The organism is Enterobacter sp. SA197 (assembly GCF_054131575.1).
Genome location: NZ_CP096393.1, coordinates 2,463,468 through 2,477,511, shown reverse-complemented (window position 1 = coordinate 2,477,511; position 14,044 = coordinate 2,463,468). Strand labels below are relative to the sequence as shown.

The window sequence follows — 14,044 nt, the reverse complement described above, 5'->3', positions numbered from 1 at the left end:
CAGCGTCAACGTCGCGGTGCATAGGATAAAGCGTAGCGTATTCAGCAGGTTTAGTGGGCGTAGATCTGGTTTTTTCCCTGTCGCTTAGCACGGTAGAGCGCGTCATCCGCCGCTTTCAGCCAGTGGGGAACGCTGTACATTCCCGGCGTCAGAACAGCGATGCCGATACTGAGGGTACAGCGGAAGCTGTGCTCGGCTTTTACGGTGATGTGTGCCGTGGCTTCAAGGATGCGTGTCGCCACCACCATCGCCTCATCCCGGGTGGTATTGGGCATCAGAATAACAAACTCATCCCCGCCCAGTCGCGCGGGGGTATCCGTTTTGCGCGTGGCGGCGTGAAGCACATGTGAGACGGAGACTAAAAGCGCATCGCCGGCTTCATGACCAAAGCGATCGTTAACCTCTTTGAAGTTATCAATATCGATTGAGATAAGCGCGGCGTGCAGCGGCGCCTGGTTGAACTGATCCAGTTCGAACTGGATACGCTGTTCAAGCAGCCGTCGGTTAGCGATATCCAGCAGAGGATCCATCATCGCAATACGTTCCAGCTCGCGACTTTTGAAGCGCAGTTTTACGGCAATGGTGTCCGTTAAGACACTCAGCGCCACCATATAAACCGCGATTAAGGGGAGCGTGGCAAACATGGTGCGCTGCGTAACCACCGGAGCAATCTCCATCCCCTGCGCTATCCATCCAGCGCAGAACGCGGCCACCATTGTCAGTGCGGCTTTACGCATCAGCTCACTGCCGCCAGCGGAGAGTCTGTCTGATATAAGAATGGTGGCAATCACAACGGAAGGAAGGGGATTTGCCGCCATCATCGCAATCCAGAATCCACCAGCCGCCGCATCCATAACGAGATTGTCGTGTTCCGCACGTAACGGCGTTGCGGCCTGGCGGGCGCGCGCAAAGGCAACCGTAGGCCAGATGAAGGCGTTTAGGCCTAACAACACCAACAACCAAAGTGGCCTGTTGAGTTCAATAAGAACGGAGAGAATGGGGAAGAAACATAAAAACGTTCCCAGGATACGCATCAGGTACATTCTTCTGACAAAGGCGCTGCCAGTCACCCGCGAACTTTTGTGCAAATTATCAGGTACGTTCATGACGTATGGGAATTCCGAAGCGTATAACGATTAATAATATTGACGAAGAAAATGTGTAGCAAGCAATTTAATAACCTGCTACCAGGGTTTCGCGATAATGTTGCATAGCAGACTGGCGTTTAACAGAGCGCTTCTGGCTCTGTCACCTGGGGGTTACGTATTGTCGGTGCCATCTCCTGCATACTGGTGCAGTTGCGCCCCGCTTTTTTTGACAGATAAAGATATTCGTCAGCCTGTGCGAGTAGCTTATTAAAAACGTCGGTGAGCCGTTTTGTCCGGACCTGCCCGTTACTGACGCCAATGCTGACCGTCAGACGTAAACTGTTCTGCCGCCACATAAAGTGCTGGGCTTCAATGGCCCGACGAACCTGTTCGCCCAGTTGGTATCCCTGAGTGGGATCCGTGGTTATGGCGACCACCGCGAACTCTTCTCCGCCCATGCGGGCGACGATACCCCGATCACCGATTTCCTGCCTGACCTGCTGGGCAAAGGATTTCAGCACCTTGTCGCCGCATTCATGGCCATAATTGTCATTAACGCTTTTAAAATAATCGACATCCAACAGCATGACGGTAAGGTGCTTATTTATAAAAATCGAGCTGTCATTATTCAGGGCTTCGTAGAGTCCGGAGCGTGAATAAACCTGGGTAAGGAAATCGAAATCCGCCCGCAATGAAACCTGACGAATTAAACGATTGATGGTGGCGACGCTAACCGAAACGATAACCGGGCAAATCGCCATCGTGGCAATACCCAGACGAGCGGAAAACATCCGCGGCATCTCCAGCGGCGAGGCCACGAAAATATTAATAATGCCATTAGCCATCAGGATAATTTCCACCCCACCCGTGATAAGGGTCATCAGACAGGTCACCGGAAGCGGGTATTTTACCGCGCACCAGATTAACGCAGGCAGAGGAAACGCGAGGCTGCCTGCGCCGCCGATGCAGACAGAGACCGCAACCGACGCCACCAGCGCCAGTACGGGCAACAGGTTTTTACTTCTGAACACGGGCGCCCGTTGTGGCCAACTGAACGTCAGCATACAGGGCAGAATTAACACGCCGGTCGAAAACTGCTCGCTAAACCAGTCGCAATAGAGGCTGAAGAAGCCCAGTCCGCCAATACCCACGGACGCCACCGCCCCGAACAGGGCGCAGAGCATGGCAGAGACCAGGCAGTAGCTGAAAAGATTAAGGGCATTGACAGGTTGCGGCGTCCGGGGCATCAGCCGTTTTTCTCTCAGCACCAGCGTGGCCATGGTCAGGATAAAGACCATATTGGAGAGATTAATAAGAAGTGACGCGCCCCCCCATGTGGTGGTCACGCCGTCATAAAGCAGCATAGCGGTGAAAGAAAGCAGATATAAATACCAGCGGTTCAGAAAGGCGTAGCGGGCGAAAATACCAGCCATCACCGCATTTAATGGCCAGAACAGCGACAGTTCATCTACCAGGCGCAGCATAGCGCCAACGCAATAAAGCAGCGTGGTTACTGTAAAAATAAGCACCGCGTTGATAAGCGGTCTGTCCTGCCGGAAAGGTCGGAAGGGGCCAGCAAAAAAAACACGCATCAAAGAGTAATCCAGGTCATTGGCAGAACGAATCAATGGGGCGGGGTAACGTTAACACATAGCTTAACATGCAATGCTCTGATAACAGCTTGCTAACATGCCTTTAAACTGGGTTTGTTACCCTCACGCGTTCATTTGTCGTACCAGCCACTGGTAAATAACCTCGACAACGTACTGCTGCTGCGTGTCACTCAGGGCAATGCCGGCAGGGATGTTATGCCATTTGGCAAGACAGCCACGACAGCAGGTTGCCGTGGCATGCTGCGCGATAAACACCGGATGGCCCCGCATCGGCGTCTGTTTCCCGTCATTTGCCAAAAGCGCAGGCGCGAGTCGACGCGCCACAAAATCTGCCGCGTGTTGCGCTATCACGGGTGCGCCCTTATCCAGGCAGTACTGTCGCTCTTTTATTCCGAGACGAAAGCGCGAACGAAAGGTTGAGCGTGCGAGACGCGCAAAGAGTGGGTTGAGATTCGTCATCAGTAGACCGACCGCCCCAGGCGCTGCGTTAACGCCTCCAGTAAGGCAATGCCCGCCAGTGAATTACCTGCCTCATCCAGTTCAGGGCTCCAGACGGCAATCACCATCTCATGGGGAACGACGGCGACAATGCCTCCTCCGACGCCCGACTTAGCAGGCAGCCCTACCCGCCAGGCGAACTCCCCTGCATTCTGGTACATCCCGCTCGTCGCCATCAGGGCATTGACCTGCTGGCTTTGCTGAGGCGTTAATACTGGTACATCACTTTGTGGCGAGCGGCCGCGATCGGCCAGGAACAGAAACGTGCGCGCAAGCTCGCTACAGCTCATCCTGAGCGCGCAATAATGGAAGTAATTTTGCAGCACGGTCGCGACATCGTTATTAAAATTGCCAAAAGATTTCATCAGCCACGCAATGGCTGCATTGCGGGCAGAGTGGTCAAATTCAGAGCGGGCGACCACGCTGTCAAAGCCGATATCCGGCGTGCCGGAGAGTTTTCGTACAATTTCCAGCATTCGTTGACGCGGTGCGCTGAGGCGACTTTGCAGCATGTCGCAGACCACCAGCGCCCCGGCGTTAATAAAGGGATTACGCGGTTTCCCTTGCTCCATTTCAAGCTGAACCAGGGAATTAAACGGCTGGCCGGAGGGATCTTTACCAACGCGCGTCCAGATTTCGGCCTCATCGTAATGGTTCATCGCCACGGTCAGGCTGAGCACTTTTGAGAGCGACTGAATGGAGAACCGCTCCTGCGCGTCACCGGCCTGATAATGCTCCCCACCGACGGTGCTGATAGCGATGCCCAGTTTATCCGGGCTGACCTCTGCAAGCGCAGGAATGTAATCCGCCACCTTTCCACGCCCCAACAGTGGGCGAACCTGCTCCAGCAGCGCCTCCAGCATCCCATTTCCCAACACCTTTGCCACGCTATGACCTTACTCACCGCTAAAATCGGGCTGCGAGTATACCAAAGTTCATGCCGGGAGACGAAAACGAGAAACCGCCTGAATAAGTCGGTGAGAGTCCTCATGCAACTGAACCGAGGCCTCGGTGGTGTGGGTCACAAGCTCCCCCGTTCGCTTTGCTACATGGTTGAGCGCGTGTAGCTGGCGCGTCATATGATGAATGTTTTCAGCCTGACTCAGCGTCGCCGCGGAAATATCATTAAGCAACCCACTCAGATGCCCCACCAGACCGGTCACCTGCTGCAGATTGTCTTCCAGTTTACTGACCGCCTGCGAACCCTCCTCTATTCCCTGAAGCGAATGGTTGATCAGTTGCTGGATGGTTTGCGTTGAGTGGCTGCTCTTACGTGCCAGCAACCCCACCTCTTTCGCAACGACCGCAAAGCCGCGACCATGATTACCCGCGTGTGCGGCTTCTATTGCGGCGTTGAGGGCCAGAATATTGGTCTGGAAAGCGACCCCGTCTATCATCTGTACGATGCCGCGCATCTCCGCGGCACGATCGACGATTTTACGCATCGACTGATTCACCGTCTCCATCATACTGTCCCCACCCGCGGCGGCCTGACGCGCCTCGTCGGCCCGTTGGCTGGCAAGCTGCGCATAACCGGTATTGCCCTCTACATAGGTTTCCAGACTGGCAATATGCGAGGTGACATCCTCAAGTTCCTTCGCCTGACGGGTTGATTGCAGGTAGAGCTTCTGGTTTCCATCTGCCAGATTGTCAATATTAGAGGCCATCGAACGGGTGGCATGGCTGACCTGGATGACCAGCTGCTGCAGTCCCTGCTGCATAGTGTCAATGCTCAGGCCAATCTGGTTGATCTCCCGGTTAAAGCGTTTCACTGCCGGAAGTGGCGCTGAAAGATCGCCCGCGGCAAGGGTGTTGATATGGGCAATTAACCGACGCAGCGGGGTAATTACCCATCGGGACATGGTAAACCAGACCACAATGGCAATCACGGCAAGTAGCGCCGGCACCAGTACAAACACATGTTGTAACTGCGCCAGATTCCCCATCAGTGCCTGACGCCCACGGTCCGCCTGCTGCTCACTGCCCTGCTGAAAACGGGCATAATTTTCATTAAAGTCTGCCTGGAATGCCTGGGCCGGTACGGCAAAAAACGCATCAATAGATTGTGTCTTCACCAGGCCGTCCGCCTGCTCTTTGATGGCGCCGTAAAACAGCTGATAGCTGTTCACCAACCCCTCGTCTTTTGGCGGATTAAGCGCCAGCCACGCCTGCCATGCCTTTTGCGAGCTAGCCAGCGCCTGCTGCGTTTCGTCCATCAGACTGTGCCAGCTACCCTCAGAGCCGGTCTCTTTATCCTGCATAAAGTAAACACCGGCGCGGTTGAGCAGATCGCTTGCGGCAAGGAGCGACACGCGTGCTTCATCGACCTTAACCTGCTGCATATGCGCCTGCTGGTTAAGCTGTTCGTTATGTCGGGCGTCGTTCAGTGAGGTGGAAAGCAGAACCGAGGTGGCAATCTGTAGTGCGGAAAAGAGGCCAATAATCCAGAAGATACCTGCGAGCAAGCCAAAATCCCGTGGGAAAACACGCCGGAAAATGCGGCGAAAAATTTGTGTTAAGTTCATGATATTCTTCTATAACCTTACGAATATCGTGAGTCTACGAAAGAATAATGACAGCACCATGACAGGCAGGCATGGCGCGCCCTGCACGGGCGCGCGAAAGGTTAAACTCTCTCTTTCCAGACCGTTTGCACATTACAGAACTCATGCAGGCCAAAATGAGACAGCTCGCGACCGAAGCCACTTTTCTTCACCCCACCAAACGCCACCCGGGCATCGCTGGCGCTAAAGCCATTAATAAAGACTCCGCCACACTCAAGACGCGAAGCAAAATCTTCAGCCAGCGCATTATTGGTGGTAAACACCGTCGCCGACAGACCGAATTCACTGTCATTGGCGAGCGCCAGAGCGTGCTCCGCATCGCGGGCAACAGTAATAGCCGCGACCGGGCCAAACATCTCCTGACGAAACGCCGTCATCTGCGGCGTAACGTGGGTCAGCACGGTTGCCGGGTAGTAATTCCCTGGCCCAGCAGGTATTTCACCGCCCAGCGCCAGAGTTGCCCCCTCATTAATCGTTGCCATCACCTGGGCGTGCAGCTCATCACGCAGATCAAAGCGGGCCATTGGCCCCAGAAAGTGCTTCTCATCCTGCGGTGAACCCTGCTGCAGAGCGGCAGCCGCGGCAATAAAATTCTCCGTAAAGCGGTCGGCAATGCCTGCTTCAACGATAAAGCGCTTCGCGGCGGCACAGACCTGCCCGGTATTCTGGTAGCGTCCAGTCACTGCCGCTTTCACCGCAAGGTCAATGTCGGCATCGTTCAGGACAATAAAGGGGTCTGATCCGCCAAGCTCAAGCACACATTTTTTCAGCGCCGCTCCGGCCTGTGCCCCGATTGCCGCCCCGGCACGCACGCTGCCGGTCACCGTGACGGCGGCAATACGTGCGTCTTTGATGGCCTGACTGACCCCCTCGTTGGTAGCGTTCACCCAGCCAAATACCCCTTCAGGGATCCCCGCCCTGGTAAAGAGTTTACCGATAAGTTCCGCGCAACCCGACACAGTTGGCGCAGGTTTCAGCAGATAGCTATTTCCGGCGAGCAGAATGGGCACCGCCCCGCGCAGCACCTGCCATAACGGGAAGTTCCAGGGCATCACCGCCAGTATCGGCCCCAGCGGGCGGTATTCAATGGTCGCACGGTTATTTTCCACGGTTGTGGCTTCACTGTTTAACATCGCCGGACCCTGGTCGGCATACCAGTCACAGAGGCTGGCTGACTTACTGACCTCTCCACGCGCCTGAGCAATGGGTTTGCCCATCTCAAGGGTGATGAGCTGCGCCATCTCTTCGCCATGTTCGCGCAAAACAGCGCCCACCTTACGCAGCAGCGCCGCGCGCTCGCAGACAGGCTGCTTACGCCACTGACGATAGCCGTTTGCAGCGAGTGTCAGTGCCGCGTCCACGTCATCAGGCGTGGCCCACGGGCGGGCAGAGAGGGTTTCGCCGGTTGCCGGGTTAACAGACATGGCGTGAGTAGCAGGTGATATCGACATAATTTTCTCTCCGTGTGGGAACGGCGCTATCCTCGCCCGGTTTACTCTTTCTTAAAAGTGAATAATATTAAGCAAACCATTCACGGTGAGAGAACGAAATGGATCTGACCCAACTTGAAATGTTTAACGCCGTGGCACAGACCGGTAGCATTACCCAGGCCGCGCAGAAAGTGCATCGTGTACCCTCAAACCTGACGACTCGTATCCGCCAGCTTGAAGCGGATTTGGGTGTCGCGCTCTTTATTCGTGAAAATCAGCGTCTGCGCCTCTCCCCCGCAGGCCACAGTTTCCTGCGCTATAGCCAGCAGATTCTGGCGCTGGTGGATGAAGCGCGGATGGTAGTGGCCGGGGATGAACCCCAGGGGCTTTTCTCACTCGGCTCGCTGGAGAGCACCGCCGCCGTGCGCATACCGGCAACGCTTGCGAAATACAACCAGCGTTACCCGCGTATTCAGTTTGATATGGCGACCGGCCCGTCCGGCAAAATGATTGACGGTGTACTGGAGGGAACCCTCAGCGCGGCCTTCGTTGACGGGCCGATTGTGCATCCGGGCCTTGAGGGCATTCCGGTTTACCGTGAAGAGATGATGATTGTGGCGCCTCATGGACATGCGCCTGTGGAACGCGCGTCTCAGGTCAACGGCTCCAGCATCTACGCCTTTCGTGCCAACTGCTCGTACCGCCGCCACTTTGAAAGCTGGTTTCACGCCGACAAGGCTACCCCCGGTAAAATTCATGAGATGGAGTCGTACCACGGCATGCTGGCCTGTGTGATTGCTGGCGCAGGAGTGGCACTTATCCCGCGCAGTATGCTGGAAAGTATGCCCGGTCATCATCAGGTGGGGGCGTGGCCGCTATCGGAAAAATGGCGATGGCTGACCACCTGGCTTGTGTGGCGTCGTGGGGCCAAAACCCGCCATCTGGAGGCGTTCATTGCCCTGCTGAATGACGATCCGACAGATCCTTCTCCATAAAAATGCTTAACGGGTCGTCGGCGTAAGGGGCAAACGCGCTGCGCTGCTGGTAGCCGCAGCGACCATAAAGGGTGATGGCCGCCGGTTGCTTAATGCCGGTTTCCAGCCGCAGGGTATGGCATCCCCGCGCCAGAGCCGCAGTTTCCAGCGCGGTAATCAGTAATTCACCCAGCTTTTGCCCGCGATGGCGTGCATCGATATAGACCCGTTTAATCTCCCCGGTGCCATCCCCGTTCAGCACCACAGCACCGCAGCCGACGGTTTCTCCGCTCTCATGACGGATAGCCAGCAGCGCCAGTGTTGACGCAGGTAATTCACTCAGATCCAGCAGATGGTTACTCTCCTGCGGATAGCATTCGCTCTGCCAGGCATCCAGGGCAGCAATCAGCGTGCGGATAACAGGTTGCCGGGCGGTCGCGGGTATAACGGTGTACATGGCGCTCTCCTGTGAATGTCCTGTTAAATTAACCCCCTGGCACCCGCCTTGATTCATACAATTAACTTATAACGCCCGCGCTGCATTGCGTAAGGCGCGGCCTGAGCGGTACTTTACGCTCATACGTCATCCTGAGAACGGAACCGAAATGAATACCAAAGCCCGTAAAGTTATGATCATAGGAACCGGAAACGTGGGCGCATCCGCCGCCTATGCGCTGTTAAATCAAAATATTGCAGAGGAGCTGATCCTGGTTGATGTCAATCGTGACCGGGTAGAAGGGCATGTGCAGGATCTGGCGGATGCGGCCGCGTATATGCCAGGAATGATGACCATTTCCTGTCGCGACGTTACCGAGTGTGCGGATGTGGATATTGCCGTCATCACCGTGTCCGGCGGCCCGCTCAGGGCGGGACAAACCCGTCTGGATGAGTTACAGAGCACGGCGCGAATCGTCAAAAACATTGTGCCGTCGATGATGGAAAACGGGTTTAACGGTATTTTTCTTGTGGCCACCAACCCCTGTGACATCATTACCTGGCAGGTGTGGAAACTTTCCGGTCTGCCACGCCATCAGGTGATTGGGACCGGGGTCTGGCTGGACACCACCCGTCTGCGCCGCGCGCTGGCGCAAACCCTCGATATTGGTGCCCAGAGTATTGATGCCTTTATTCTCGGTGAGCACGGCGATACGCAGTTTCCGGTCTGGTCGCACTCGTCGGTATATGGTTCGCCGATTGCCGACGTCTGGTTGCGTAAAACCGGGCAGGCGCTGGATTGCGATGCGCTCGCCGAGCAGGTGCGCAAACATGGTTTTGCAATCTATGCCAAAAAAGGCTGCACCGAATATGGTATCGCCGGCACTATTGCTGAGATTTGCCGCAATATTTTTACCGGTAGCCACCGGGCGCTGGCCATCTCCTGCGTGCTGGACGGTGAATATGGGGTGAACAATGTCGCCATTGGCGTACCCGCAGTACTGGCGCAAAGCGGCGTACAACAAATCATTGAGTTACAGCTCGAAGAGGACGAAGTGGCCAAATTCCACCACTCCGTTTCGGTGATAAAAGAGAATATCTCCCGCCTGCCCTGACGGGGTTAGTGGGTTAACCGGCTATGGTTAACCGCCCCGGCAGCACGGTGAGTTGCTGGCGGATCTCATCACTCAGTTGAGCATCGGTGATGATATCCGTCAGTGAGTCAAGGCGGGCAACATTAAACAGCGACCAGGCCCCGTATTTACTGCTGTCGGCAAGCAGCACCCGACGCCCTGCGTTATCAATCAGCGCCCGTTTCAGGGCCGCTTTTTCCTCCGTTGGCGAGGTAATGCCCTTTTCAAGGTCCCAGCCGTTACAACTGACAAAAGCCACATCCGGCCAGATCCCCTGCAACAGTTTGCGCCCATGCTCACCCACGCATGACTGGCTGGTATCATCGATACGCCCGCCAATGATGGTCACCTCAATTTGCTTAAACTCCGACAGAAACAGTGCTATGTGCAGATCGCTTGTGATAACCCGTAGCGGAAGATGGGTAAGCTGACGCGCCAGTTCAATCATGGTGGTGCCCGCATCCAGTACAATGGCATCCCCCGCTTTCACCAGCGACGCCGCTGCGGTGGCAATGGCGTGTTTCTCGGTCAGGTTGCGCTGCATCTTCTCATGCGTGGTCGGCTGAGAGGGAATAAACCGGTTCAGGGTCACACCACCGTGGGAACGGCTGATAACCCCTTCCTGGTCGAGCTTAATAAGATCCCGACGTATGGTCGCGGGTGACGCGCTGGTGGCGCTCACCAGCTGGTCTACCGTCACCAGATTATGGCTTTTGAGATAGTCCATAATCTGCTCTAACCGGTTATATCCCTTCATATTATTCTCGCGTTATTTGCATCGCTAACTGGATGGATACCGCCATGCTCTCCGGTTTTGCTTTCCCGGTCCAGGCGATATCAAATGCGGTGCCGTGATCCGCAGAGGTACGGATAAATGGCAGGCCCGCCGTGATATTAACCCCATCATAAAAGCCCAGCAATTTTAACGGAATATGCCCCTGATCGTGATACATCGCCACCACCATGTCATACATCCCTTCATGACACTGCATAAACACGGTATCGGGCGGGCATGGGCCGGTGACATTCACTCCTTCAGCCTTCATCGCCTCCACGGCCGGGCCGACGGTGGTTATCTCTTCGTCACCAAATAAACCATTTTCACCCGCATGTGGGTTTACCCCGGCGACGGCGATACGCGGATTAGCAAAACCCACCCGCTTCAGGAAAGCATCAGCCACACGTACCACGGTTTTGATGCGATCCTGATTCAGCGTGTCGAGGAATTTTCGCAGAGCAATGTGGGTGGTGACATGGATAACTTTGAGCTTATCGGTGTAGAGCACCATTGCATAATCGTTGATATTGGTCAGCTTCGCCAGCAGCTCGGTGTGCCCCGGATAATGGTGCCCCCCAAGATGCAGCGCTTCTTTATTCAGTGGCGCAGTGGCAATGGCTTTTACCTCACCGGCCATCGCCAGTTCTGTGGCACGACGCACGCAGCGGTAAGCCAGATCCCCTGCCTGCGCCTGCACTTTACCCGCCTCTAATGCCTGCGGGTTTTCCAGCGGCTCGTCCAGAACATTAATGACTCCGGGTGCAAAATGGGCCAGGCTCACCTGATCGATAATGCGCAGTTCCGCATGAGGGGTGATGTTTAATGCCAGAATACGGTTAAAGGTTTGCGCACAGCCAACCACCACAACCGGGGCGCCTGACAGTTCCCCCTCAACCAGCGATTTAATAATAATCTCCGGGCCAATCCCTGCCGGGTCGCCCATCGTTACGGCAATAACATTAGTCACTCGATTTCTCCTCAATAAAATTCAATACCTCATGCAGTGTGGCTTCATCGCCGAAGCCCCCTGCTTTGGTCATCACTGGTCGTTGCCATTCGCAACCTGAAAAATATCCCCAGGGCACACAGCCTGCGACGCGGCCCTGAATGCGAAACCCTTTTGCGCCGAGCCTGCGCGCTACCGCAATCGCAACGTCCCCGCCCGACAGATAGAGCGCATCCGGTTGGGTTTCTGCCAGAACTTCACGCGTGAGCTGTCCCAGAAACGCACAAATTCGCTCACCACATTCAACCCGTGAAACACCCCAGCGTTCGCACAGGGCTGCCACCTGGTGGCGCGCCTGTTCATCCGGGCAGGTGTGCACCAGGCAGTGTTTCCCGGCCTTCAACGCCGCGACAATCGCTGCGCGGTAATCGACTGTCGGGGTTGAAAACAGAGGGTTGATATCAATAAAGAGGTGCACCAGTCGCGGATGAGCAACGACGGCCGCAATCTGTTGTTGAGCGATTTCACTCATAGAGCCGACAATTGCCAGCACCCTCTTCTGGGTTGCCGGAGCCAACCGACGCGAGAGCGCATCACAGATCCCTGCAGAACCTACCAATAACGGGCGAACCGATGCCCGCATAGCGTGAAGCACGACGGCATCCAGATCCGCATCGCTTTGGGCGTCCACTATCACGGTTACCGGTTTCTCCGCGGTCGCGGACTCGAGAATCGCTGGCAGGTCATCAGGCTGTGCGTACAGGCGCGGGCCAGAAAAAAGCGCCCCTACATCCGCACTGGTAATGGGTGTTTTCGGGTCGCTGGCAAATTCGGTCTCCGTCAACAGGACATTGTTTACATAACAGTGCCCGTTGCGGGTCACGCGTCCGGCGGCGGGAAAGGCGGGCGCGATAATTACCGCCGCCACACCCGCTGCGCGCTGCATTGCGGCCACTTCCGCCCCCGGATTGCCCCGAAGCGTTGAGTCAATCTTCTTAACAAGCCAGGCGGGTTTGCCCGGGCGTAGCAGTTTTTCAGTCAGTACGGCCACCCGTTTCGCAGCAACGCTCGCCGGTAGCGCTCGGCTGTCAGTATTAAAGATACGCGCCTGAGCGTTGCTGACGTCGCTTTCATCCAGTACGACTTCTACCTGTATGCCGACCTGAGCCAGGCTCACCCCCGCATCGTTCGCACCGGTAAAATCATCGGCCAGAATCACCACGCTGTGTTCTGCAATCTGTTCGTTCATCCCAACTCCGGGTCGTTTCGTTTCTGGTTATGATTATATTCAATCATGATTGATTATATGTGAGCAAGATCAACTTATTTAATTTATGAATAATTTATAAATTCAGGCCATACAGTGACGGTGATTGAATTTTGATGATTAACTTCAATCACCACCCGGAAAGACAGGAGAATGTTGTGGTTACGATTAACAGCACCCTCATTAGCGGTGCGGGAGCGATTCCCTCTCTGGCACCGTTGCTGGCGGGTAAGAAAAACCTCTTACTGGTGAGTGACGCCAATGTCATTAAGCTGGAGGCCACCCGGCAGATCCTTGCGCTGCTGACAGCGGAAGGTCGTCAGGTACAGATAATCGATACAGTTCCACCCGAGCCTAGCCAGCATGATGTGGCGACGATTATGGCCAGCGCCCCGGCAAGCGCCATTGATCTGGTAGTGGGCATTGGCGGCGGCAGTGTGCTTGATGTCACCAAGCTGCTCTCGGTACTGCATCACCCAGGTTCGCCTGGCCTGGAGGCGTTGCTGGAGGGGGTAAAACCCACTGAACGTATCGCCTCTTTGCTGATCCCGGCCACTGCCGGCACGGGTTCGGAAGCGACGCCGAACGCCATACTGGCGATCCCGGAACAGGACACCAAAATTGGTATCATCTCTCCAGTACTGTTACCGGACTATGTTGCGCTGCTGCCCGAACTGACCACCAGCATGCCTGCACATATCGCCTCTTCCACCGGCATTGACGCGCTGTGCCACCTGATTGAGTGCTTTACTGCCACCATCGCCAATCCGGTCAGCGATAACGTTGCCCTCACCGGCCTGCGCAAACTACTGCACAACATCGAAACTGCGGTGAACGAACCGAACAACCTGGTAGCGCGGCTGGAGATGCTCTGGGCCTCTTATTACGGCGGTGCGGCAATTACCCATGCGGGTACGCATCTCGTACACGCGCTCTCTTACCCACTTGGGGGCAAATATCACCTGCCGCACGGCGTGGCGAACGCCATCCTGCTGGCACCCTGCATGAAAGTGGTTCGTCCTCACGCCGTTGAGAAATTTGCCGAGGTGTGGGATTTGGTGCCAGGCGCTGATACCTCACTGAATAATGAAGAGAAATCCCACGCGCTGGTGCAGTTCTTTGCCGATCTCGTCCGGCGTCTGAAGCTCCCGGACAACCTGGAAAGCCTGGGCGTGCCGCGTGCTGATATCCCGTCTCTCGCCGACGCCGCGCTGAACGTGAAACGCCTGATGAACAACGCACCCTGCACCGTCAGTCACGACGACGTGCAGGCGATTTATCAGACACTGTTTAAATAATGATTCATGTAGAGGCTGTA

13 protein-coding genes are annotated in these 14,044 nt (G+C 55.6%); 3 read left to right on the top strand and 10 right to left on the bottom strand.

Features of this window, described 5'->3' with window-relative positions; genetic code table 11:
• Positions 1-50: 50 nt before the first annotated feature.
• From M1D91_RS11650 to sad, 6 genes are all read right to left on the bottom strand, one after another.
• On the bottom strand, positions 51-1,043 hold the full coding sequence (locus M1D91_RS11650; protein ID WP_437433882.1) for a sensor domain-containing diguanylate cyclase: 993 nt from the start codon (positions 1,041-1,043) through the stop codon (positions 51-53).
• 182 nt (positions 1,044-1,225) lie between these two features.
• Positions 1,226-2,680: a GGDEF domain-containing protein gene (locus tag M1D91_RS11645; protein ID WP_437433881.1), complete on the bottom strand. Its 1,455-nt coding sequence runs from the start codon at positions 2,678-2,680 to the stop codon at positions 1,226-1,228.
• 123 nt (positions 2,681-2,803) lie between these two features.
• Positions 2,804-3,160, bottom strand: coding sequence for a DUF4186 domain-containing protein (locus M1D91_RS11640; RefSeq protein WP_437433848.1), 357 nt, complete (start codon positions 3,158-3,160; stop codon positions 2,804-2,806).
• Positions 3,160-4,086, bottom strand: coding sequence for a glutaminase B (gene glsB / locus M1D91_RS11635; RefSeq protein WP_437433847.1), 927 nt, complete (start codon positions 4,084-4,086; stop codon positions 3,160-3,162). Before glsB ends, M1D91_RS11640 begins: the two co-directional genes overlap by 1 nt.
• A 48-nt stretch (positions 4,087-4,134) precedes the next feature.
• Positions 4,135-5,724, bottom strand: a complete 1,590-nt coding sequence (locus M1D91_RS11630) for a methyl-accepting chemotaxis protein (RefSeq protein WP_437433846.1) — start codon at positions 5,722-5,724, stop codon at positions 4,135-4,137.
• Positions 5,725-5,825: 101 nt separating this feature from the next.
• Positions 5,826-7,214 carry a succinate-semialdehyde dehydrogenase gene (gene sad / locus M1D91_RS11625; RefSeq protein ID WP_437433845.1) on the bottom strand — a complete coding sequence of 463 codons (1,389 nt, stop codon included), beginning with the start codon at positions 7,212-7,214 and terminating at the stop codon, positions 5,826-5,828.
• 98 nt (positions 7,215-7,312) lie between these two features.
• Between sad and ptrR the strand changes: the two genes are divergently transcribed.
• On the top strand, positions 7,313-8,188 hold the full coding sequence (ptrR, locus tag M1D91_RS11620; protein WP_437433844.1) for a putrescine utilization regulator PtrR: 876 nt from the start codon (positions 7,313-7,315) through the stop codon (positions 8,186-8,188).
• Here ptrR and M1D91_RS11615 read toward each other — a convergent pair.
• Positions 8,145-8,624 carry a GNAT family N-acetyltransferase gene (locus M1D91_RS11615; RefSeq protein ID WP_437433843.1) on the bottom strand — a complete coding sequence of 160 codons (480 nt, stop codon included), beginning with the start codon at positions 8,622-8,624 and terminating at the stop codon, positions 8,145-8,147. The genes ptrR and M1D91_RS11615 overlap by 44 nt on opposite strands.
• Before the next feature lie 148 nt (positions 8,625-8,772).
• Here M1D91_RS11615 and M1D91_RS11610 point away from each other — a divergent pair, with 148 nt between their 5' ends.
• Complete coding sequence (locus M1D91_RS11610) at positions 8,773-9,717, top strand: L-lactate dehydrogenase (protein ID WP_437433842.1); 945 nt, start codon at positions 8,773-8,775, stop codon at positions 9,715-9,717.
• A gap of 13 nt (positions 9,718-9,730) precedes the next feature.
• Here M1D91_RS11610 and M1D91_RS11605 read toward each other — a convergent pair whose 3' ends face one another.
• The 3 genes from M1D91_RS11605 to dtnK are packed head-to-tail and all read right to left on the bottom strand — an operon-like array spanning position 9,731 to position 12,708.
• A complete protein-coding gene (locus M1D91_RS11605) occupies positions 9,731-10,492 on the bottom strand; it encodes a DeoR/GlpR family DNA-binding transcription regulator (protein ID WP_437433841.1) in 762 nt (253 codons plus the stop codon).
• A gap of 1 nt (position 10,493) precedes the next feature.
• Complete coding sequence (locus tag M1D91_RS11600; protein ID WP_437433840.1) at positions 10,494-11,480, bottom strand: D-threonate 4-phosphate dehydrogenase; 987 nt, start codon at positions 11,478-11,480, stop codon at positions 10,494-10,496.
• Positions 11,473-12,708: a D-threonate kinase gene (gene dtnK, locus M1D91_RS11595; protein ID WP_437433839.1), complete on the bottom strand. Its 1,236-nt coding sequence runs from the start codon at positions 12,706-12,708 to the stop codon at positions 11,473-11,475. Before dtnK ends, M1D91_RS11600 begins: the two co-directional genes overlap by 8 nt.
• 176 nt (positions 12,709-12,884) lie before the next feature.
• Between dtnK and M1D91_RS11590 the strand changes: the two genes are divergently transcribed.
• Positions 12,885-14,024 (top strand): iron-containing alcohol dehydrogenase, encoded by a 1,140-nt coding sequence (locus tag M1D91_RS11590; protein ID WP_437433838.1) that lies wholly within the window; start codon positions 12,885-12,887, stop codon positions 14,022-14,024.
• Positions 14,025-14,044: the final 20 nt, after the last annotated feature.